Consider the following 19,897-nt stretch of genomic DNA (forward strand, 5'->3'; position numbering starts at 1 on the left):
GAAAGGAGGAATAACGAATGCCTAAAGTAGCTTTGCTTAACCAAACAGGTACACAAGTTGGAGACATCGAGCTCGCAGATGCCGTTTTCGGAATCGAGCCAAATGAAGCAGTCGTATACGATGCAATCGTCATGCAACAAGCTTCACGTCGCCAAGGTACACATGATACAAAAGGTCGCTCGGAAGTTCGCGGTGGCGGCCGTAAACCATGGAAACAAAAAGGTACTGGTCGTGCACGCCAAGGTTCGATCCGTTCGCCACAATGGGTTGGCGGTGGAACAGTCTTCGGTCCAACACCACGTTCGTACGCTTACAAACTTCCTAAAAAGGTTCGTCGTCTCGCACTTCGTTCAGCACTTTCTTCGAAAGTCGCTAACAACGAGTTCATCGTTCTTGAAGGATTGACAATCGATGCTCCTAAAACTAAGGACATGATCGCAGTATTCGCTGCTCTTTCAATCGAACGTAAAGTTCTCGTCGTTACTGCTGATTACAACGAGTCAGTCGTTCTTTCAACACGCAACATCCCGGGTGTCACAGTCGTTGACGCTGCAGGTGTAAACGTCCTTGATCTTGTCGCTCATGACAAAGTCATCATTACGAAGGACGCTGTTGCGAGAGTAGAGGAGGTGCTTGCATAATGGCACACACACACGACATTATCAAACGTCCTGTCATTACTGAACGTTCAGTAAACCAAATGGCTGAGAAAAAGTACACATTCGAAGTAGACGTGAAGGCATCTAAGACTCAAATCAAAGATGCAGTTGAAGCGATCTTCGGAGTGAAAGTTGACAAAGTCAACACATTGATCTCAAAACCAAAAGCAAAACGCGTAGGTCGTCACGCTGGTTACACAGCACGCCGCAAAAAAGCGGTCGTCACGCTTACTGCAGATAGCAAAGAACTCGATTACCTCGGTTAATCGGAACTCTGTAGAAAAGGAGGGAACTCTCGATGGGAATTAAAAAGTTTAAACCGACCACTAACGGTCGTCGTAATATGACTGCACTTGACTTTGCTGAGATTACGGCTTCACGTCCTGAAAAATCGTTAACTGAAAAGCTTTCGAAAAAGGGCGGACGTAACAACCAAGGTCGCTTGACAGTACGTCACCAAGGTGGCGGACACAAACGTAAATATCGTATCATCGACTTCAAACGGAACAAGGATGGCATCGCTGGTCGTGTCGCTACAATTGAGTACGATCCAAACCGCTCTGCTAACATCGCATTGATCCACTACATCGATGGTGAAAAACGCTACATCCTCGCACCGAAAGGCTTGAAAGTAGACATGCAAGTCATGGCTGGACCAGAAGCTGACATTAAAGTCGGTAATGCTCTTCCACTTTCAAACATCCCAGTCGGTACGTTGATCCACAACATCGAACTTAAGCCAGGTAAAGGTGGTCAGCTCGTTCGCGCAGCTGGTACTTCTGCTCAGCTTCTCGGTAAAGATGGTAAATATGCGATCGTTCGTCTTCAATCAGGCGAAACTCGTATGATCCTTGCTACTTGCCGTGCAACAGTCGGCGCTGTCGGTAATGAAGAGCACGAGCTCGTCAATATCGGTAAAGCTGGTCGTTCACGCTGGCTCGGAAAACGTCCTACAGTTCGTGGTTCTGTCATGAACCCAGTCGATCACCCACACGGTGGTGGTGAAGGACGTGCTCCAATCGGTCGTTCGGGCCCACTTACTCCTTGGGGTAAACCGGCACTCGGATACAAAACTCGTAAGAAAAACAAAGCGAGCGATAAATATATCGTCCGTCGTTCTAAAAAATAATTACATGATTTCTGGACGGTTCGTAGGAACCGTTCCTGAATCATGCCAAAGGGAGGTACAACTATGGGTCGCAGCTTGAAAAAAGGTCCATTCGCAGATCACCATCTGCTCGCTAAGGTTGATAAAGCCAACGAAGCTGGTGACAAACATGTCATCAAAACTTGGTCACGCCGCTCGACAATCTTCCCAGAGTTCATCGGTCACACGATCGCTGTCTACGATGGTCGTAAACACGTACCGGTTTACGTGACAGAAGATATGGTCGGTCACAAACTTGGTGAATTCGCTCCAACACGTTCTTACAAAGGACATGCTGGAAACGATAAGAAAACGAAACGTTAATCTGAGGGGAGGTACTCATTATGCAATCAAAAGCATCGGCTAATATGGTTCGCATTGCTCCTCGTAAGGCACGTCTCGTAGTAGACTTAATCCGCGGGAAGCAAATCGGCGAAGCACTTTCGATTCTTGCTTACACGAACAAGGCAGCAACGCCAATCGTTGAGAAAGTATTGAAATCGGCAATCGCGAACGCTGAGCACAACTTCGACATGAACATCGAAAACCTCGTAGTCACTGAGGCTTACGTAAACGAAGGTCCAACGCTCAAACGTTTCCGCCCACGTGCAATGGGTCGCGCAAGCCGCATCAACAAACGTACGAGCCACGTTCACATCGTGGTATCTGAAAAATAAGGAGGGATTACCGTGGGTCAGAAGATTAACCCAACTGGTCTTCGCGTAGGTATCATCAAAGACTGGGAATCACGTTGGTTCGCAGATAAAGACTATGCTGATCTCCTTCATGAAGACTACGTAGTTCGTGAATATATCGAAAAACGTCTTAAAGACGCTAGTGTCTCTAAAGTAGAAATCGAGCGCGCAGCTAACCGCTTGAACATCTCACTTCACACTGCTAAGCCTGGTATGGTTATCGGTAAAGGCGGTTCTGAAATCGAAACACTTCGTAAAGACATCACTAACCTTGCAAAAGGCAAACGCGTTCACGTTAACGTCGTTGAAGTGAAAAACCCGGATGCAGTTGCTAAGCTCGTCGCTGAGAACATCGCTCGCCAACTTGAAGGTCGCGTATCGTTCCGTCGTGCTATGAAGCAATCAATCCAACGCTCAATGCGTTCTGGTATCAAAGGAATCAAGACTGAAGTTTCTGGTCGTCTTGGTGGCGCTGATATCGCTCGTTCTGAGAAGTATTCGGAAGGAACAGTTCCACTTCATACACTCCGTGCAGACATCGATTACGGTACTGCAGAAGCTGATACAACTTACGGCAAAATTGGCGTAAAAGTATGGCTCCACCACGGTGAAGTGCTTCCTACGAAAAAAGCAGCAGCAAACGAAGAATAATCCACATCCGTCTAGGGAAGGAGGCAACACAACATGTTGTTACCAAAACGTGTAAAATATCGTCGTGTTCACCGCGGCAACATGCGTGGTAAAGCGAAACGTGGTACTACAGTACACTTCGGCGAGTTCGGTATCCAAGCTCAAGAAGCTAGCTGGATCACTAGCCGTCAAATCGAATCAGCGCGTATCGCGATGACTCGTTATATGAAACGTGGTGGTAAAGTGTGGATCAAGATCTTCCCACACAAGCCATACACTAAAAAACCTCTTGAAGTCCGAATGGGTTCAGGTAAAGGTGCTCCGGAGGGCTGGGTAGCAGTCGTCAAACCGGGTAAAGTAATGTTCGAAATCGCAGGAGTATCGGAAGAGATCGCACGCGAAGCTCTCCGTCTTGCATCACACAAACTTCCAGTAAAATGTAAGTTCGTAAAACGTGAAGAAAATGGTGGTGATACGAATGAAAGCAACTGATCTCCGTCAGCAAACAACTGAAGAGCTTAACGGTAAAGTCGGTTCGTGGAAAGAAGAGTTGTTCAACCTTCGTTTCCAACTCGCGACTGGTCAGCTTGAGAACCCTGCTCGTATCCGTGAAGTGCGCAAGTCGATTGCACGCGCGAAAACCGTTCTTCGTGAACGCGAACTCGGCATCAACAACGCATAATTCACTCGGATTCTGAGAGGAGGAACACTCAATGGAACGCACTAACAACCGCAAAGTGTTAACTGGACGCGTCGTTTCTGACAAAATGGACAAAACGATCGTAGTTACAGTTGAAACAAAAGTAAAGCACAAGCTTTACGGCAAACGCGTAAACTACTCTAAAAAGTACAAAGCGCATGATGAAAACAACACAGCTAAAATCGGTGATGTTGTACGCATTCAAGAAACACGTCCATTATCTAAGGACAAACGTTTCCGTCTCGTAGAAGTCATTGAAGAAGCAGTAATCATCTAAACTCTAATTAGTTCGGGTGAATAAACATCCGGAGGGAGGTACAATCGTATGATTCAACAAGAATCTCGCTTAAAAGTAGCAGACAACTCAGGAGCTCGTGAAGTCTTGACGATCAAAGTCCTCGGTGGTTCTGGTCGTAAAACTGCTAACATCGGTGACGTTATTGTTTGTACAGTAAAACAAGCAACACCAGGTGGCGTTGTCAAAAAAGGTGAAGTTGTACGCGCAGTAGTCGTTCGTACTAAACGTGGCGTTCGTCGTAAAGACGGTTCGTACATCCGTTTTGACGAAAACGCAGCAGTCATCATCAAAGATGACAAAAGCCCACGTGGCACACGTATCTTCGGACCAGTCGCACGCGAACTTCGTGAAAAAGACTTCATGAAGATCGTCTCGTTGGCACCGGAAGTACTTTAATTCCAAAGAATTCCTACAAGGAGGTGCTCTAACGATGCATGTCAAAAAAGGTGATAAAGTTCAGGTTATGACTGGTAAAGACAAAGGCAAACAAGGCGTTGTCCTTACAGCTATGCCTAAAAAAGATCGCGTAATCGTCGAAGGCGTTAACATGATCAAAAAACACTCAAAGCCTTCTCAACTCAACCCGCAAGGCGGAATTGTCGAGAAAGAAGCACCGATTCACGTATCGAACGTTATGCTCATCGACCCTAAGACAGGTAACCCAACACGCGTTGGTTTCACTGTGGTTGACGGCAAGAAAGTACGTATCGCTAAAAAATCGGGCGAAGCTTTAGATAAATAAGAAGATTTAAAGAAAGGAGGTCCACTTTCTGATGAACCGTTTAAAAGCGAAATACCAAGACGAAATCGTCAAAGTAATGATGGAGAAATTCAACTACAGTTCTGTAATGCAAGCGCCGAAAGTCGATAAAATCGTAATCAACATGGGTGTTGGTGACGCTGTTACGAACTCTAAGGCACTTGACATGGCAGTCGAAGAGCTTCAGCTCCTCACTGGTCAGAAGCCACTCATCACGAAAGCTAAGAAATCAATCGCTGGTTTCAAACTTCGTGAAGGTATGCCAATCGGTGCGAAGGTTACACTTCGTGGCGAGCGCATGTACGAATTCCTCGACAAGTTGATCAACGTGTCACTTCCACGTGTACGTGACTTCCGTGGCGTATCGAAAAAATCTTTCGATGGCCGTGGTAACTACACGCTAGGCGTGAAGGAACAATTGATCTTCCCAGAGATCGACTACGATCGCGTATCGAAAGTCCGTGGTATGGACATCGTTATCGTAACTACTGCTAACACGGATGAAGAGTCACGTGAGCTTCTCACAGCACTCGGCATGCCATTCCAAAAATAAGGGAGGTCGACAACATGGCTAAGAAATCAATGATCGCACGTGAAGTAAAACGTCAAGCACTCGTTGAGCGCTACGCTGAAAAACGCGCAGAATTGAAAGCACAAGGCGACTACATCGGCTTGAGCAAACTCCCACGTAACTCTTCAGCGGTTCGTTTACACAACCGTTGTAGTATCACTGGCCGTCCACACGGTTACATTGGTAAATTCGGTATCAGCCGTATTAAGTTCCGTGATCTTGCTCATAAAGGTCAAATCCCTGGTGTTAAAAAAGCAAGCTGGTAATTCATTAAAGTTGTGAAAGGAGGTACATCGCATGGTTATGACAGATCCGATTGCAGATATGCTTACACGCATTCGTAATGCAAACATGGTTCGCCATGAGAAGTTGGAAATGCCAGCTTCTACAATCAAACGTGAAGTCGCTGAAATCCTCAAACGTGAAGGTTTCATCCGCGATGTTGAATATCTCGAGGACAGCAAACAAGGTACGCTCCGCGTATTCCTTAAATACGGCGCAAGCAACGAGCGCGTTATCACTGGACTCAAACGTATCTCGAAACCAGGTCTTCGCGTTTACGCGAAAGCTGATGAAATCCCGAAAGTACTCGGTGGTCTCGGAATCGCTATCGTTTCAACATCTAAAGGTGTAATGACTGACAAAGAAGCTCGCCAACAAAAAGTCGGCGGCGAAGTGATCGCATACATCTGGTAATACACGCATAAAAAGAACGGAGGTGTCTTAAATGTCACGTATTGGTAAAAAGCCAGTCGTCATCCCAGCAGGCGTTACAGTAACAGTTGAAAACAACACGGTTACGGTAAAAGGTCCTAAAGGGGAACTCTCACGCGAGTTCAGCCCAGCTATGGCGATCAACGTAGAAGGTAATGAATTGACTGTCACTCGTCCGAACGACGAGAAAGCAAGCCGTACGATCCACGGAACGACTCGTGCGCTTATCGCGAACATGGTCGAAGGTGTAAGCAACGGTTTCGCTAAGACACTCGATATCCAAGGTGTTGGTTACCGTGCACAAAAGCAAGGTAACAAAATCGTACTCAACCTCGGTTACTCACACCCAATCGAGTACACTCCGGAACAAGGCATCGAAGTCGAAGTTCCTACGAATACGCAACTCATCGTTCGCGGAATCAGCAAAGAACGTGTTGGTCACGTCGCTGCATTGATCCGTTCGTACCGTCAACCTGAGCCGTACAAAGGTAAAGGTATTCGTTACAGTGATGAAGTCGTTCGTCGTAAAGAAGGTAAAACAGGTAAGTAATTCGCACATGCGAATTGACCGGAAAGGAGTGGCATAAATGATCTCAAAGGCAGATAAAAACGCTACGCGTAAAAAACGTCATGGTCGTGTCCGTCGTACAATCATCGGGACTGCAACACGTCCACGTATGAACGTATTCCGTTCGAACAAGAACATTTACGTACAAGTCATTGACGATGCAACACATGCAACACTCGCATCTGCATCATCACTCGACCTTGAAAAAGGCAACACGACTGACGCTGCGGCAGCAGTTGGTAAGCTCGCAGCTGAGCGCGCTCTTGAAAAAGGTATCGAAACAGTCGTTTTCGACCGTGGAGGATATCTCTATCATGGACGTATCAAAGCTGTAGCTGAAGCAGCTCGTGAAGCTGGTCTCAAATTCTAATAGAAAAGGAGGGAACCTCTACATGCGCCAGTTAGAAATTAACATGGATCAACTCGAAGAACGCGTTGTTACCGTAAACCGCGTCGCGAAAGTAGTAAAAGGTGGCCGTCGCTTCCGTTTTGCTGCCCTCGTCGTCGTTGGTGACAAGAATGGTCACGTAGGTTTCGGTACGGGTAAAGCTCAGGAAGTGCCTGAAGCGATCCGTAAAGCAATCGAAGATGCTAAGAAAAACATGGTTAACGTTCCAATCGTTAACACAACAATTCCACACGAAGTCAACGGTGTATTCGGTGCAGGTCACGTCTTCTTGAAGCCTGCTTCTGAAGGTACTGGAGTCATCGCTGGTGGTCCAGTTCGTGCGGTTCTCGAATTAGCGGGAATCAACGACATTCTTTCAAAATCACTTGGATCAAGCACTCCAATCAACATGGTTCGTGCGACTGTCGAAGGTCTCACATCACTCAAACGTGCTGAAGAAGTTGCGAAACTCCGCGGTAAAACCGTCGAAGAACTTCGCGGTTAAGAAAGGGAGGGAAAACAGATGGCGAAACTCGCAGTTACCCTCACACGCAGCATGATCGGTCGTCCGGAGAACCAACGCGTTACTACTCGTACGCTTGGTCTCCGTAAGATGCACCAGACTGTTGTCGTACCTGACAACGCTGCTATGCGTGGGATGATTAACCACGTGTCACACTTAGTGACAGTAAAAGAAATTCAAGAGTAATAGTTCGATATAATTTTATGAGGAGGTGCCCCACTATGAAACTCCATGAATTGAAACCAGCTGCTGGTTCACGTTCAGAACGCAACCGTGTAGGTCGCGGTATGTCTTCTGGTAACGGTAAGACTTCTGGCCGTGGTCACAAAGGTCAAAAAGCTCGTTCAGGCGGTGGTGTTCGTCCAGGTTTCGAAGGTGGACAAAACCCACTTTACCGTCGTTTACCAAAACGCGGCTTCAACAACCCAACTCGTAAAGAGTTCGCGGTCATTAACCTTGACACACTCAACCGTTTTGAAGAAGGAACTGAAGTCACTCCAGAACTTCTTGTCGAGACTCGTGCAGTCAAAGGCATGAAAGACGGCGTGAAAATTCTTTCTAACGGTAAGATCGAAAAGAAACTAACAGTTAAAGCTCATAAGTTCTCCGACGCTGCGAAGCAAGCAATCGAAGCTGCCGGCGGTACGGTTGAGGTGATCTAATGTTTCAAGCGATCTCCAATATGTGGCGCGTAGCTGACATTCGTCGGCGCATTCTCTTTACCTTGGCCTTGGTCATCGTGTTCCGTATCGGAGCACATATCCCGGTGCCGATGGTAAACACGGAAGTGTTCAAGATCGACCAGAATGGTATTCTTGGTTTCTTGAACTCGTTCGGTGGGAATGCTTTGCAGAATTTCTCACTCTTTGCGATGGGAATCATGCCGTATATCACGGCCTCGATCGTTGTCCAACTCTTACAGATGGACGTTGTTCCAAAGTTTGCCGAATGGGCAAAACAAGGAGAGGCGGGCCGTAAGAAGTTAGCAACGGTAACGCGCTATGGAACGATCGTACTCGGCTTAGTCCAAGCGTTTGGAATCGCGCTTGGATTTAACCGTATCTACCCAGGTCTTGTCGACGAACAGTTCGGCACCTGGACATACGTTATGATTGCACTCGTATTGACAGCGGGAACAGCATTCTTGATGTTCATCGGTGAACTCATCACGGAGAAGGGCATTGGTAACGGGATATCAATGATCATCTTCGCTGGGATCGTCGCGGGCTTCCCGAATGCATTCCGCCAGATTTACGAAACGAAGCTCCAAAATGCAGGGGATGCTTTGTTTGTAAACGTGCTTTATATCGTACTCTTGCTTTTAATCATCATCGCGGTCATCGTCGGAGTCATCTACGTCCAGCAAGCTGCACGTAAGATTCCGATTCAGTACGCTAAGCGTACGGTGAACCGGACACCAGTTGGCGGTCAATCGGCACACTTGCCGATCAAATTGAACGCTGCCGGTGTTATTCCAGTCATCTTCGCGGTGTCGTTCATGGTGACGCCACCAACGATTGCGAGTTTCTTTGCAAGTCCGGAGACGGCAACGAAGATCCGTGACATCTTCGACTATACGAGTCCAATCGGTATGTCGATCTATGTGGCACTGATCATCGCGTTCTCGTACTTCTACACATTCGTTCAGGTTAACCCGGAACAAATGGCAGAGAACCTTCAAAAACAAGGCGGATACATTCCTGGTATTCGTCCTGGTAAGCAAACGGAGCAGTACATCACGAAGATTCTATACCGTCTGACATTCTTCGGTTCACTCTTCCTCGCTGTCATCGCGGTGACGCCGACATTCTTCATTAAGTTTGCTGGCTTACCGAACTCGGTGCAGATTGGTGGTACGAGCTTGCTGATCGTCATCGGTGTAGGACTAGAGACGATGAAACAGATTGAAAGTCAATTGGTTAAACGACACTACAAAGGCTTTATCCGATAAGGCGGGAGGAAGGGGACCATCCCTTTCCTTTCTGTTGTGTCTATAGAGCTATAGAAGTGGAGGCTACCGACATGAATCTAGTATTGATGGGTTTGCCGGGTGCTGGTAAAGGAACGCAGGCTGCGAAAATCATCGAAGACTATGCGATCCCCCACATCTCGACAGGCGACATGTTCCGCGCGGCGATCAAAGATTCAACGCCACTCGGACAAGAAGCGAAATCATACATGGATAAAGGGGAACTCGTTCCGGACGAAGTCACAATCGGCATCGTACGTGAGCGTCTCGCCAAAGAAGACTGTGCAAATGGTTTTCTCCTTGACGGTTTCCCACGCACAGTGAAACAAGCAGATGCTCTTGAAGCATTACTTGAAGATCTGGGCAAACAAATTGATCACGTCATCCACATCGGTGTAGACCCGGAGAAACTTGTCCCTCGTTTGACAGGTCGCCGGATTTGCCCAACTTGCGGAGCAACGTATCATGTTCTCTACAACCCACCAAAAGTGGAGGGGATCTGTGATATCGACGGATCAGCACTTGTACAACGTGAAGATGACCAAGAGGAGACAGTACGTCGTCGCTTGGAAGTCAACGTCGCTCAAGCGCAACCTTTGATTGACTTTTACGCAGAAAAAGGGTATCTTCGTAATTTGGACGGTGATCGTCCAATCAACGATGTATATTCCGATGTTCAGGCACTCCTTGGTGATCAGTAATGATCATCACGAAAGCGCCGCGTGAAATCGACATCATGCGTAAAGCAGGACAAATCGTCGCCCGGACGCATAAGGAGCTTCAAGCTCATATTCGCCCAGGTATCACGACGGGGCAACTCGACGCGATCGCTGAACGCTATATTCGAAGTCAAGGGGCAACACCATCGTTTAAAGGGTATAATGGTTTCACGGGTAGCATCTGTGCTTCCGTGAACGAAGAGCTTGTCCATGGTATTCCGGGAGATCGTGTACTTCAGGACGGTGACATCATCTCGATTGACATCGGAGCAGAGTACAATGGGTATCACGGAGATTCAGCCTGGACATATCCGGTAGGTACAATCTCTGAAGAGACGAAGCGGTTACTTGACGTAACTGAAGAATCTCTGTATAAAGGATTGGAGCGCGCCAAAGCTGGCGTGCACCTGACAGATATTTCGCATGCGATTCAGTCACATGTTGAAGCAGCGAATTTTTCTGTAGTCCGCGAATATGTGGGCCACGGCGTGGGACAAAATTTGCATGAAGATCCGCAAATTCCACATTATGGACCACCGGGGAAAGGGCCGCGCCTGAAAACCGGCATGACACTGGCAATTGAGCCAATGGTCAACGTCGGGAAACGCTATGTTCGCACACTATCCGACAATTGGACGGTAGTGACGGTGGACGGTAGCATGTGCGCCCACTTTGAGCACACCATCGCCATCACAGACGACGGCTACGAGATCTTAACGGTCGATGCAGAGTGAGCTGTGCGCGTTATTGGTGTCACCTTTCTATAAGCCAGTATCCACTCGTGTTTGTGACCGATGATCTCTCAATGGCTCTTGTAGAAAGCCCCTAGCGCTACAAATCGTCTGGGCTCCCAATCAACTTTATAGAGAAAGGGGTATAATTGATGGCGAAACAAGATGTAATCGAAGTGGAAGGTACGGTTATCGAGCCGCTTCCAAACGCGATGTTTAAGGTGGAGTTAGAAAACGGCCACACGGTCCTCGCGCACGTCTCAGGAAAAATTCGGATGCACTTCATTCGGATCTTGCCAGGAGATAAAGTAACGGTTGAGTTGTCACCATACGACTTGACTCGCGGACGGATCACATACCGTTTCAAATAAAAACTCCGATTTTTTCAGGAGGAGGTATTCACAATGAAAGTAAGACCTTCGGTTAAACCGATCTGTGAAAAATGTAAAGTTATCCGCCGTAAAGGCAAAGTAATGGTTATTTGCGAAAACCCTAAGCATAAACAAAAACAAGGGTAATTAAACAAGGAGGTGCACACATGGCACGTATTGCTGGTGTAGATATTCCACGTGAGAAACGCATCGTCATCTCACTCACTTACATCTATGGTGTTGGTAAAACGACTGCTCAAAAAGTCTTGAAAGAAACTGGTATCTCTGAAGATACTCGTACTCGCGACTTGACTGAGGAACAATTGAACCAACTTCGTGATGGTTTAGACAAAATCAAAGTTGAGGGTGACCTTCGTCGTGAAATCTCACTCAACATCAAACGTTTGATCGAAATCGGTTGCTACCGTGGTGTTCGTCACCGTCGTGGTCTTCCAGTTCGTGGTCAAAACACTAAAAACAACTCGCGTACTCGTAAAGGCCCACGCCGTACAGTAGCGAACAAGAAGAAGTAAGGGAGGGTAAACTAAGATGGCAAAACGCAAACAGAACGTTCGTAGTAAACGTAAAGTCAAAAAGAATATTGAATCTGGTATCGTGCATATCCGTTCAACATTCAACAACACGATCGTTACGATCACTGATATGCAAGGGAATGCAATCTCTTGGGCAACTGCAGGTAACATGGGCTTCAAAGGCTCACGTAAATCGACTCCTTTCGCTGCACAAATGGCATCTGAAACAGCTGCTAAAACAGCAATGGATAACGGTATGCGTACTGTAGAAGTTAACGTTAAAGGTCCTGGTGCAGGTCGTGAAGCAGCTATCCGTGCTCTTCAAGCAATCGGTCTCGAAGTCACTGCAATCCGTGACGTTACTCCAGTACCACACAACGGTTGCCGCCCTCCAAAACGTCGTCGCGTGTAACCCGTCTTGTACTGCAGAGCGGGGATTCGAGTAGACTTTTGTTGATCGTTTGACCAAGCAAGGCAGTAGAAACGTACACAAGGCGGTTGGCGATTGAACGCGATGGCCAACATGACGATATTCAAGGAGGGGTTCAGATGATCGAAATCGAAAAACCGAAGATTGAAACGATCGAGTTAAGCGAGAACGCTACGTTTGGTAAATTCGTAGTTGAGCCGCTTGAGCGTGGATTCGGTACAACGCTTGGTAACTCATTGCGTCGTATCCTATTGTCTTCACTTCCGGGTGCTGCAGTCACTGCAGTCCAAATCGATGGCGTTCTTCATGAGTTCTCGACGATTGATGGCGTTGTAGAAGACGTTACCCAAATCATCTTGAACCTTAAGAAACTCGCCCTCAAAGTGTACTCGGAAGAAGAGAAAACGCTTGAGATCGATATTCAAGGCGCTGGTGTTGTCACTGCTGCGAACATTACGCATGACAGCGACGTCGAAATCCTCAACCCAGAACTTCACATCGCAACGCTTGCAGAAGGTGCATCACTTCATATGCGTCTTACAGCACGCCGTGGTCGTGGGTATGTTCAGGCTGAAGATAACAAACGGGACGATATGCCAATTGGTGTCATCCCAATCGACTCAATTTACACGCCAATTCAACGAGTAAATTATCAAGTTGAAAAAACACGTGTTGGTCAAGATGCGAGCTTCGATAAATTGACGCTTGATGTTTGGACGGACGGTTCAATCCGCCCTGAAGAAGCAGTGTCACTCGGTGCGAAAATCATGACAGAACACTTAAACATCTTTGTTGGTCTTACAGACGAAGCGCTCCATGCTGAAATCATGGTCGAAAAGGAAGAAGATCAAAAAGAAAAAGTACTCGAAATGACGATCGAAGAACTCGATCTTTCAGTTCGTTCGTACAACTGTTTGAAACGCGCTGGTATCAACACGGTTCAAGAACTCGCGAACAAGAGCGAAGACGAGATGATGAAAGTCCGTAACCTCGGACGTAAATCACTCGAGGAAGTTCAAGCGAAACTCGACGAACTCGGACTAGGCTTGCGCAAAGAAGACTAATACTATTAATTGCACGAAGGAGGGAATCCATCCATGGCATACTCGAAATTAGGCCGTACAAGCTCACAACGTAAGGCACTTTTGCGTGACCTTGCGACTGATCTCATCATCAATGAGCGTATCCAAACTACAGAACAAAAAGCGAAGGAACTTCGTCCAGTCGTAGAGAAACTCATCACTTTAGGTAAACGCGGTGATCTCCACGCTCGTCGTCAAGTTGCATCGTTCGTTCGCCGTGAAGCTGCTGGTCAAAACGCAGAGGGCAAAGCACAAGACGCGATCCAAAAATTATTCGCTGATGTGGCTCCACGTTTTGCTGAGCGTCAAGGTGGTTACACACGCATCATGAAAATGGGACCACGTCGTGGTGACGGCGCAGAAATGGTCATCATCGAACTCGTTTAATCCTCATTAAATGATTCGCCATAAAAGGGCAGTGCGTATCCCGCTTCTGCCCTTTTGCTACAAAATGAAAGTATTGATTTGATGAAGGAGGAGAGATCATGGACAAGCTGATTGAACTGGAACAGGTCACCTATCGGTATCCGGAACAGGAGCAAGCAGCCTTACACGAGGTCTCTCTGACGATTCGTTCAGGTGAATGGGTCGCCATCGTTGGTCACAACGGCTCTGGAAAATCAACGCTGACGAAATTGTTTAATGGATTGCTGTTACCGGAGACAGGGACTGTTACGGTTGCTGAGCGCTTTTCAAGTGCAAATCCGGATCAACTGTGGGAGATGCGCCGAGCAATCGGCATCGTCTTCCAAAATCCAGATAATCAATTCGTTGGCACGACCGTGCGCGACGACGTGGCATTTGCTCTAGAAAACTGGGGTGTGCCACGCGAGGAAATGGTTCGTCGTATCGACGACAGTCTAGCGCGCGTTGGCCTTACGGATTTTGTTGATCGGGAACCCCATCAACTATCCGGCGGACAGAAGCAGCGTGTCGCAATCGCTTCGGCGCTTGCGATGCGCCCTGATGTTCTCGTGCTCGATGAAGCTACATCGATGCTTGATCCATTAGCACGACAAGAGGTCATGTCGACCGTTCAGGAACTCCATGCGACTCACCCAATGGCGGTCATCGCGATTACACACGAATTAGACGAAGTATTACGGGCTAGTCGTGTCATCGTCATGGATGCCGGGAAAATCGTATTAGAAGGATCCCCTCAGGAAGTCTTTCGTCATGCATCGTTCTTAGAAGACATCGGACTCGATGTTCCATTCGTTGTTCGGGTACAAGAACGTTTACGGGCGCAAGGTCTCTCACTCGAGGAGACGATACTAGATGAAAGAGAATTGGTGAACCGTTTATGCCAATCTTAATCCAGGAATTAAATTATACGTATCAACTCAATAGTCCGTTCGAACGAGTCGCGCTGCGTGATGTGAATCTTGAGATTCCGTCAGGGGCGCTTGTTGCGTTTGTAGGGCATACCGGATCCGGGAAATCGACGCTCGTGCAGCACATCAATGGGTTGCTCAAGCCGACAGCGGGGAAGGTACAAGTCGATGACATCATCGTCGAACCGAAGAAAAAACAGGACCTCAAGCCATTAAGACGTCGCGTCGGGCTTGTTTTTCAATATCCGGAATATCAATTGTTCGAAGAGACGGTTTTAAAAGATGTCATGTTCGGTCCGATGAACTTCGGTCATGATGGTGCGACGGCTGAGCAATTAGCAAAAGAGGCATTACGGACTGTCGGACTCGATGAAGTCTTTTGGAGTCGTTCGCCGTTTGACCTGTCTGGTGGGCAAATGAGGCGTGTTGCAATTGCCGGCGTACTCGCTAGTCAACCAGACGTGTTGATCGTCGATGAGCCGACGGCAGGACTCGATCCGCAAGGACGCAAGCATATGCTGAGTCTGTTTGCCCGGCTCCATGCAGAAACCGGTATGACGTTGCTCCTAATCACGCACGACATGGATCAGGTGCTTGAGTATGCCGAGCGCGTGATCGTCATGGAAGATGCACAGGTGGCGTTTGACGGACTACCGCTTGATCTGTTTAAAGAAGAGACTTTGCTCGAGCAATTCCATCTCGATCTCCCGCACGTCTTATCGCTTGCCTGGCAAGTCGCCGATCAGCGTGGGCTGGAACGTCCGGACATCCGGACGGAAACCGAATTGATCGACTGGTTGATGACGAAGGGGGTGAGCGAATGATCGTTGGACAACATATTCCCGGTCAGTCGTACTTGCATCGCTCGTCAGCACTCGCTAAGATCATCTTTGCTTTCTGCTTCATTCCGCTCGTCTTTCTCGCGAACAATGCAGCAACGAACATTTTTTTACTCATCTTTACGTTCTTAGCACTCATGAGTAGTCGCTTACCGCTTCGTTATGTTCTAAAGGGACTGCGACCGATTCTTTTCCTGATTGTCTTTACGTTCGTCATCCAACTGTTCTTCACGCGCGAAGGGGCTGTCCTCTTTGAGTTTGGCTGGCTTCGGATCTATGAAGAAGGACTGCGACTCGCGATCATCGTCTCATTACGTTTCTTCTATCTCGTCTCGATCACGACACTCGTCACGTTGACGACCTCACCGATCGAATTGACGGATGCGATTGAATTGTTATTGAAGCCGTTCAAGGTCGTCCGTGTCCCGACGCATGAGATCGCCTTAATGTTGTCGATCTCACTTCGGTTCTTACCAACCTTAGCAGAGGAGACAGAGAAAATCATGAAGGCACAGCAAGCACGTGGTGTCGATTTGTCAGCAGGACCGATTAAGGAACGTTTACGGGCGATCATTCCGTTATTGATTCCCTTGTTCATCTCCGCCTTTAAGCGGGCAGAGGATCTTGCGACAGCGATGGAAGCGCGGGGGTACCGTGGAGGAGAGGGACGGACACGTCTACGTGAGTCCAAGTGGACGATGCGGGATACGGGTCTGATGATCTTGCTCGTCCTCCTGACGATCAGTTTAGTAGGATTGCGAGGGATCGGGTAATGCGTCGTTTAAAATGTACGATTCAATATGATGGAACCGGCTACGCCGGGTATCAGGTGCAACCAAACGGATTGACGATTCAAGAAGTGATTGAAACGACGCTTGCGCGGATGCACAAACATCCCGTCAAGGTCATCGGGTCGGGACGGACGGATGCGAGAGTGCATGCCTACGGACAAGTCATTCATTTTGATACGGAACTAGCGATTCCCCCGGAGAACGTCGTTAAGGCACTTAATACGCTCTTACCAGCGGATATTCGTGTCCGGAGCTGCGAGGAGGTCGAATCGACCTTTGAAGCACGTTACGATGTCGTAGGGAAGGAATACCGCTATTTCGTCCGCCGCGAAGAAAATGCGTTTCGTCGGAATCTGTCGGTTCATGTTCCGTATCCGATTGATCTTGAGCGGATACGCCAAGGGATGGCGCATCTCGTCGGGACGCACGACTTCAGTTCGTTCTGTGTCGCGAAGACGGAAACGGATAACCGGGTCCGGACGATTTACGAGGCAGAGTTGATGACGATCGGTGACGAACTCGTCTTTCGGTTCCAGGGCAGTGGTTTTCTCTATAATCAAATCCGGATCATGGTCGGGACGTTACTTGACGTCGGACGCGGTCGTTTTGCACCAGAGGACATTAAAAAAATGTTGCTGGCAAAGGACCGGAACGTTGCAGGCGTGACGGCGCCTCCTCATGGACTCTATCTATGGGAAGTTTTCTATCCGGAGTGAAAAAAGGCAATTGACATTGGCTATTAAAAAACATACAATGTTTATTGGCATTTCATTTATTATGAAACCACAATCTTAGCCCCGTACACCTAAGATTATGATAGATTCACCTAGTGAATAAATGAAAAATCAAAAACAGAACTTTTAATTCCTTAGGAGGTATTTTACATGCGCACAACTTTCATGGCGAAAGCTACTGATGTAGAACGCAAATGGCTCCTTATCGACGCTGAAGGTAAAACACTCGGTCGCCTTGCGAGCGAAGTTTCATCACTTCTCCGTGGTAAGCACAAGCCTACGTTCACACCACACGTTGACTGTGGGGATAACGTTATCCTCATCAACGTTGAGAAAATCGTTTTAACTGGTAACAAACTCGACAAAAAAGTCTACTACCGTCACTCTGGTCATCCAGGCGGCTTAAAGCAGACTGTTGCACGCGATATGCTTGCTAACAAACCTGAGCGCATGCTTGAACTCGCGATCAAAGGGATGCTTCCAAAAGGTAGCCTCGGTCGTCAAATGTTCAACAAACTCCACGTCTACGCTGGAGCTGCACACAAGCACGAAGCACAACAACCAGAAGTTTACGAACTTCGCGGTTAATACGAATTTAGGAGGAACTACACGATGGCAGATGTACGTTACTACGGCACTGGTCGCCGGAAACACGCGGCAGCGCGCGTTTTCCTCGTTGCTGGAGACGGTAAAGTCACAGTTAACGGTCGCGATATCAGCGAATACTTCGGTTATGAGACATTGATCATGACTGCAAAAGAACCACTCGTAATCACAGAAACAGAAGGCAAGTACGATGTAATCGTAACGGTCAAAGGCGGCGGCTTCACTGGTCAAGCAGGCGCTATCCGTCACGGTATCTCACGTGCTCTTCTTCAAGCGGATCCAGAATTCCGCGGCGCACTCAAAGCGAAAGGCTTCTTGACTCGTGATGCTCGTATGAAAGAGCGTAAAAAATACGGTCTTAAAGCAGCTCGTCGTGCACCACAATTCTCGAAACGTTAATTCTTTTCGAATCCCTCTCACCCTTGTGGTGGGAGGTTTTTTTGTGCACTAAAAAACCGCTCTCCTGACGAAGTGTCAGAACAGCGATTAAAGTCAAGACGACGGAGTGGAGCGTAATCGGTGCAATATCGTCAGAAGAATATAGAGGATGACGATCGTCAGCGGGATGCTCCAAACAAAGACAGATTGTATGAATGCGATAGGTGTATGTGTCGTCGCTTGACCGACATGTCCCGTAAAAGAGGTTTCTTCACTCAAGACGGTTGCATTGTCCGGTAACTCCGTCTTGGTAGCTACGGTCGGTTGCAGCGTCAGATACAGGACGAAGCTAAGATGTAAGAGACAGGTGACGCCAAGTGTCCAAATGATGCGTTTTTTCATATGATGCTCCTTTTGATATGAGTTAAAATCATTCTGCATTCCATAAGTATAGCGGATTTTGTTTTCGGGAACAGGAGACAAAGGGAGTGAGCATAGATGGCATTATCAATCAGCTGGTTACTCGAGCGAGCGAATCGGAAGTTGAATGCTTCGGGACTGTCACGAGAAGTCGCCAAACGGACGCAAGAGGTCATCCGGGAGATGCATGCACAAGGGATTTATGTCGGTGTCGCCCAAGGGTACCGATCGATCGCAGAACAGAATCGGTTGTACGCACAGGGACGGACACTACCGGGACCAATCGTAACGAATGCACGCGGGGGACAATCGAATCATAACCGTGGAATTGCCGTCGACCTCTTTCAATATTCCCAAGACGGTACACAAGCGCTATTTCGAAATGACCAAAGCTTTCAAAAGATTGTTGCTGCGATGAAACGACGTGGCTTTTCTTGGGGTGGGGACTGGACGAGCTTTAAGGATTATCCACACTTTGAATTACTAGGAGTGTCTGAAGAAACGCCGAATCGCTCTCGTGCGATCGTTCCGTATCCAGGTCGTCCGTTGTATCAAGGGGCAGCCAATATGAATCCACGGGATATCGAACGAATTCAGCGTGCAGTCAAAGCAACCGTGACTCGGCGCTTTGATGCAGAGACGGCTCAGAAGGTGCGTGCCTATCAAACACGTCAAGGACTTGACGTTGATGGTGTCGTGGGTCCTCGTACATGGAACCGAATGTTCTAAAACGAGCGAATGATCGAGTAAAATGATGAAAACTGACACTGGACATGGAAAAGTCATCCTTTCCGGTGTCGAAATGTGCAAGCGCTCTCTTATTTTTGTTATACTAATAAGGATTAAATCGAACGTTTTCAGGGGGAAGGCACTATGTTGAATGAACAAGAAATTCGCGAGGTAGTCGGAACGCTCGTCGATCCGACGATTGACCGCCCGCTTGCAGATACGAACGGCATTCGTGACGTCCGGATTAAAGGTGATTATGTCAGTCTGAAAATCGCTTTAGCACAATCCGGTTCTGGGGAGCAACTCGTGCTCCAACAGCAAATCGTCAAGGAACTGAAAGAAAAAGGATTCAAGACGGTGGGACTCCGTTTTGAGGCACTCGGTGATCACGGGATCCAAGCAGCGACGACACCGTCGATCCTTAAACCAGAATCCGGTACGACGTTCATCGCGATCGCCTCCGGTAAAGGGGGCGTCGGGAAATCGACGGTTTCCGTTAACTTAGCAGTCGCCCTCGCACGAGCAGGGAAGAAGGTCGGTTTGATTGATGCCGATATCTACGGCTTTAGTGTTCCAGA

Annotated in this window: 37 protein-coding genes (1 of these 37 cut by a window edge); 36 read left to right on the forward strand and 1 reads right to left on the reverse strand. The window is 47.9% G+C overall.

The window, feature by feature from the left end:
* Positions 1–17: 17 nt before the first annotated feature.
* From rplD to rpsI, 34 genes are all read left to right on the forward strand, one after another.
* Entirely contained in the window at positions 18–641 is a 624-nt protein-coding gene (rplD, locus tag VJ374_RS00680; RefSeq protein ID WP_023466630.1) for a 50S ribosomal protein L4, read from the forward strand.
* Entirely contained in the window at positions 641–925 is a 285-nt protein-coding gene (gene rplW / locus VJ374_RS00685; protein WP_023466631.1) for a 50S ribosomal protein L23, read from the forward strand. The genes rplD and rplW overlap by 1 nt, the downstream gene beginning before the upstream one ends.
* A gap of 32 nt (positions 926–957) precedes the next feature.
* A complete protein-coding gene (rplB, locus tag VJ374_RS00690) occupies positions 958–1,788 on the forward strand; it encodes a 50S ribosomal protein L2 (protein ID WP_023466632.1) in 831 nt (276 codons plus the stop codon).
* Positions 1,789–1,851: 63 nt separating this feature from the next.
* Positions 1,852–2,130 carry a 30S ribosomal protein S19 gene (gene rpsS / locus VJ374_RS00695; protein WP_012369013.1) on the forward strand — a complete coding sequence of 93 codons (279 nt, stop codon included), beginning with the start codon at positions 1,852–1,854 and terminating at the stop codon, positions 2,128–2,130.
* A 20-nt stretch (positions 2,131–2,150) separates the two neighbouring features.
* Positions 2,151–2,483: a 50S ribosomal protein L22 gene (rplV, locus tag VJ374_RS00700; RefSeq protein ID WP_012369014.1), complete on the forward strand. Its 333-nt coding sequence runs from the start codon at positions 2,151–2,153 to the stop codon at positions 2,481–2,483.
* A gap of 12 nt (positions 2,484–2,495) precedes the next feature.
* A complete protein-coding gene (gene rpsC / locus VJ374_RS00705) occupies positions 2,496–3,152 on the forward strand; it encodes a 30S ribosomal protein S3 (RefSeq protein WP_023466633.1) in 657 nt (218 codons plus the stop codon).
* 33 nt (positions 3,153–3,185) lie between these two features.
* Positions 3,186–3,623: a 50S ribosomal protein L16 gene (gene rplP / locus VJ374_RS00710; protein WP_012369016.1), complete on the forward strand. Its 438-nt coding sequence runs from the start codon at positions 3,186–3,188 to the stop codon at positions 3,621–3,623.
* Complete coding sequence (gene rpmC, locus VJ374_RS00715; RefSeq protein ID WP_012369017.1) at positions 3,610–3,813, forward strand: 50S ribosomal protein L29; 204 nt, start codon at positions 3,610–3,612, stop codon at positions 3,811–3,813. Before rplP ends, rpmC begins: the two co-directional genes overlap by 14 nt.
* Positions 3,814–3,844: 31 nt before the next feature.
* Entirely contained in the window at positions 3,845–4,108 is a 264-nt protein-coding gene (gene rpsQ, locus VJ374_RS00720; protein WP_023466634.1) for a 30S ribosomal protein S17, read from the forward strand.
* A gap of 48 nt (positions 4,109–4,156) precedes the next feature.
* On the forward strand, positions 4,157–4,525 hold the full coding sequence (gene rplN / locus VJ374_RS00725) for a 50S ribosomal protein L14 (RefSeq protein WP_012369019.1): 369 nt from the start codon (positions 4,157–4,159) through the stop codon (positions 4,523–4,525).
* A gap of 34 nt (positions 4,526–4,559) precedes the next feature.
* Positions 4,560–4,871 (forward strand): 50S ribosomal protein L24, encoded by a 312-nt coding sequence (gene rplX / locus VJ374_RS00730; protein WP_012369020.1) that lies wholly within the window; start codon positions 4,560–4,562, stop codon positions 4,869–4,871.
* A 31-nt stretch (positions 4,872–4,902) separates the two neighbouring features.
* The gene (gene rplE / locus VJ374_RS00735) at positions 4,903–5,442 is read left to right on the forward strand and encodes a 50S ribosomal protein L5 (protein WP_023466635.1); all 540 of its coding nucleotides are present in this window, start codon (positions 4,903–4,905) and stop codon (positions 5,440–5,442) included.
* 14 nt (positions 5,443–5,456) lie between these two features.
* On the forward strand, positions 5,457–5,726 hold the full coding sequence (gene rpsN / locus VJ374_RS00740; RefSeq protein ID WP_023466636.1) for a 30S ribosomal protein S14: 270 nt from the start codon (positions 5,457–5,459) through the stop codon (positions 5,724–5,726).
* Between the two features lie 31 nt (positions 5,727–5,757).
* Positions 5,758–6,156: a 30S ribosomal protein S8 gene (gene rpsH / locus VJ374_RS00745; RefSeq protein ID WP_012369023.1), complete on the forward strand. Its 399-nt coding sequence runs from the start codon at positions 5,758–5,760 to the stop codon at positions 6,154–6,156.
* 31 nt (positions 6,157–6,187) lie between these two features.
* Positions 6,188–6,724 carry a 50S ribosomal protein L6 gene (gene rplF, locus VJ374_RS00750; protein ID WP_023466637.1) on the forward strand — a complete coding sequence of 179 codons (537 nt, stop codon included), beginning with the start codon at positions 6,188–6,190 and terminating at the stop codon, positions 6,722–6,724.
* A gap of 37 nt (positions 6,725–6,761) precedes the next feature.
* Complete coding sequence (gene rplR / locus VJ374_RS00755; RefSeq protein WP_023466638.1) at positions 6,762–7,112, forward strand: 50S ribosomal protein L18; 351 nt, start codon at positions 6,762–6,764, stop codon at positions 7,110–7,112.
* Positions 7,113–7,134: 22 nt separating this feature from the next.
* Positions 7,135–7,635 carry a 30S ribosomal protein S5 gene (gene rpsE, locus VJ374_RS00760; protein ID WP_023466639.1) on the forward strand — a complete coding sequence of 167 codons (501 nt, stop codon included), beginning with the start codon at positions 7,135–7,137 and terminating at the stop codon, positions 7,633–7,635.
* 18 nt (positions 7,636–7,653) lie between these two features.
* Positions 7,654–7,839: a 50S ribosomal protein L30 gene (rpmD, locus tag VJ374_RS00765; RefSeq protein ID WP_023466640.1), complete on the forward strand. Its 186-nt coding sequence runs from the start codon at positions 7,654–7,656 to the stop codon at positions 7,837–7,839.
* Positions 7,840–7,874: 35 nt separating this feature from the next.
* Complete coding sequence (rplO, locus tag VJ374_RS00770) at positions 7,875–8,315, forward strand: 50S ribosomal protein L15 (protein ID WP_035399353.1); 441 nt, start codon at positions 7,875–7,877, stop codon at positions 8,313–8,315.
* Positions 8,315–9,604 carry a preprotein translocase subunit SecY gene (secY, locus tag VJ374_RS00775; protein WP_023466642.1) on the forward strand — a complete coding sequence of 430 codons (1,290 nt, stop codon included), beginning with the start codon at positions 8,315–8,317 and terminating at the stop codon, positions 9,602–9,604. The genes rplO and secY overlap by 1 nt, the downstream gene beginning before the upstream one ends.
* Before the next feature lie 71 nt (positions 9,605–9,675).
* The gene (locus VJ374_RS00780) at positions 9,676–10,323 is read left to right on the forward strand and encodes an adenylate kinase (protein WP_023466643.1); all 648 of its coding nucleotides are present in this window, start codon (positions 9,676–9,678) and stop codon (positions 10,321–10,323) included.
* Entirely contained in the window at positions 10,323–11,075 is a 753-nt protein-coding gene (map, locus tag VJ374_RS00785; RefSeq protein WP_023466644.1) for a type I methionyl aminopeptidase, read from the forward strand. The genes VJ374_RS00780 and map overlap by 1 nt, the downstream gene beginning before the upstream one ends.
* Before the next feature lie 149 nt (positions 11,076–11,224).
* Positions 11,225–11,443: a translation initiation factor IF-1 gene (infA, locus tag VJ374_RS00790; RefSeq protein ID WP_012369032.1), complete on the forward strand. Its 219-nt coding sequence runs from the start codon at positions 11,225–11,227 to the stop codon at positions 11,441–11,443.
* A gap of 33 nt (positions 11,444–11,476) precedes the next feature.
* Positions 11,477–11,590: a 50S ribosomal protein L36 gene (rpmJ, locus tag VJ374_RS00795; protein WP_003156543.1), complete on the forward strand. Its 114-nt coding sequence runs from the start codon at positions 11,477–11,479 to the stop codon at positions 11,588–11,590.
* A 20-nt stretch (positions 11,591–11,610) separates the two neighbouring features.
* Positions 11,611–11,976 carry a 30S ribosomal protein S13 gene (gene rpsM / locus VJ374_RS00800; RefSeq protein ID WP_023466646.1) on the forward strand — a complete coding sequence of 122 codons (366 nt, stop codon included), beginning with the start codon at positions 11,611–11,613 and terminating at the stop codon, positions 11,974–11,976.
* A gap of 16 nt (positions 11,977–11,992) precedes the next feature.
* Positions 11,993–12,388 (forward strand): 30S ribosomal protein S11, encoded by a 396-nt coding sequence (gene rpsK / locus VJ374_RS00805; RefSeq protein WP_023466647.1) that lies wholly within the window; start codon positions 11,993–11,995, stop codon positions 12,386–12,388.
* A gap of 137 nt (positions 12,389–12,525) precedes the next feature.
* Positions 12,526–13,470, forward strand: coding sequence for a DNA-directed RNA polymerase subunit alpha (locus VJ374_RS00810; RefSeq protein ID WP_023466648.1), 945 nt, complete (start codon positions 12,526–12,528; stop codon positions 13,468–13,470).
* A gap of 33 nt (positions 13,471–13,503) precedes the next feature.
* Complete coding sequence (gene rplQ / locus VJ374_RS00815; RefSeq protein WP_023466649.1) at positions 13,504–13,875, forward strand: 50S ribosomal protein L17; 372 nt, start codon at positions 13,504–13,506, stop codon at positions 13,873–13,875.
* Positions 13,876–13,973: 98 nt separating this feature from the next.
* Complete coding sequence (locus VJ374_RS00820) at positions 13,974–14,804, forward strand: energy-coupling factor ABC transporter ATP-binding protein (RefSeq protein ID WP_329469748.1); 831 nt, start codon at positions 13,974–13,976, stop codon at positions 14,802–14,804.
* Positions 14,792–15,646, forward strand: a complete 855-nt coding sequence (locus tag VJ374_RS00825; RefSeq protein WP_290754294.1) for an energy-coupling factor transporter ATPase — start codon at positions 14,792–14,794, stop codon at positions 15,644–15,646. The genes VJ374_RS00820 and VJ374_RS00825 overlap by 13 nt, the downstream gene beginning before the upstream one ends.
* Entirely contained in the window at positions 15,643–16,434 is a 792-nt protein-coding gene (locus VJ374_RS00830) for an energy-coupling factor transporter transmembrane component T family protein (RefSeq protein WP_029343097.1), read from the forward strand. The genes VJ374_RS00825 and VJ374_RS00830 overlap by 4 nt, the downstream gene beginning before the upstream one ends.
* Positions 16,434–17,168, forward strand: a complete 735-nt coding sequence (gene truA / locus VJ374_RS00835; protein ID WP_056064887.1) for a tRNA pseudouridine(38-40) synthase TruA — start codon at positions 16,434–16,436, stop codon at positions 17,166–17,168. Before VJ374_RS00830 ends, truA begins: the two co-directional genes overlap by 1 nt.
* Before the next feature lie 168 nt (positions 17,169–17,336).
* Entirely contained in the window at positions 17,337–17,774 is a 438-nt protein-coding gene (gene rplM / locus VJ374_RS00840) for a 50S ribosomal protein L13 (RefSeq protein ID WP_023466654.1), read from the forward strand.
* A 24-nt stretch (positions 17,775–17,798) separates the two neighbouring features.
* Positions 17,799–18,191, forward strand: a complete 393-nt coding sequence (gene rpsI / locus VJ374_RS00845) for a 30S ribosomal protein S9 (RefSeq protein WP_023466655.1) — start codon at positions 17,799–17,801, stop codon at positions 18,189–18,191.
* 93 nt (positions 18,192–18,284) lie between these two features.
* Here the strand turns inward: rpsI and VJ374_RS00850 are convergent, their stop codons facing one another.
* Positions 18,285–18,572, reverse strand: a complete 288-nt coding sequence (locus VJ374_RS00850) for a hypothetical protein (RefSeq protein ID WP_056064884.1) — start codon at positions 18,570–18,572, stop codon at positions 18,285–18,287.
* A gap of 96 nt (positions 18,573–18,668) precedes the next feature.
* Between VJ374_RS00850 and VJ374_RS00855 the strand changes: the two genes are divergently transcribed.
* Both VJ374_RS00855 and VJ374_RS00860 read left to right on the forward strand, forming a co-directional pair.
* Positions 18,669–19,319 carry a M15 family metallopeptidase gene (locus VJ374_RS00855; RefSeq protein ID WP_058705165.1) on the forward strand — a complete coding sequence of 217 codons (651 nt, stop codon included), beginning with the start codon at positions 18,669–18,671 and terminating at the stop codon, positions 19,317–19,319.
* A gap of 144 nt (positions 19,320–19,463) precedes the next feature.
* A protein-coding gene (locus tag VJ374_RS00860; protein WP_029343101.1) for an Mrp/NBP35 family ATP-binding protein crosses the window boundary here: on the forward strand, positions 19,464–19,897 show its 5' portion. Its footprint extends 598 nt past the window's final position; 434 of the gene's 1,032 nt are visible here — the first part of the coding sequence; the start codon lies at positions 19,464–19,466; the stop codon falls past the right edge of the window.

The organism is Exiguobacterium sp. 9-2, from assembly GCF_036287235.1.
GTDB lineage: Bacteria > Bacillota > Bacilli > Exiguobacteriales > Exiguobacteriaceae > Exiguobacterium_A.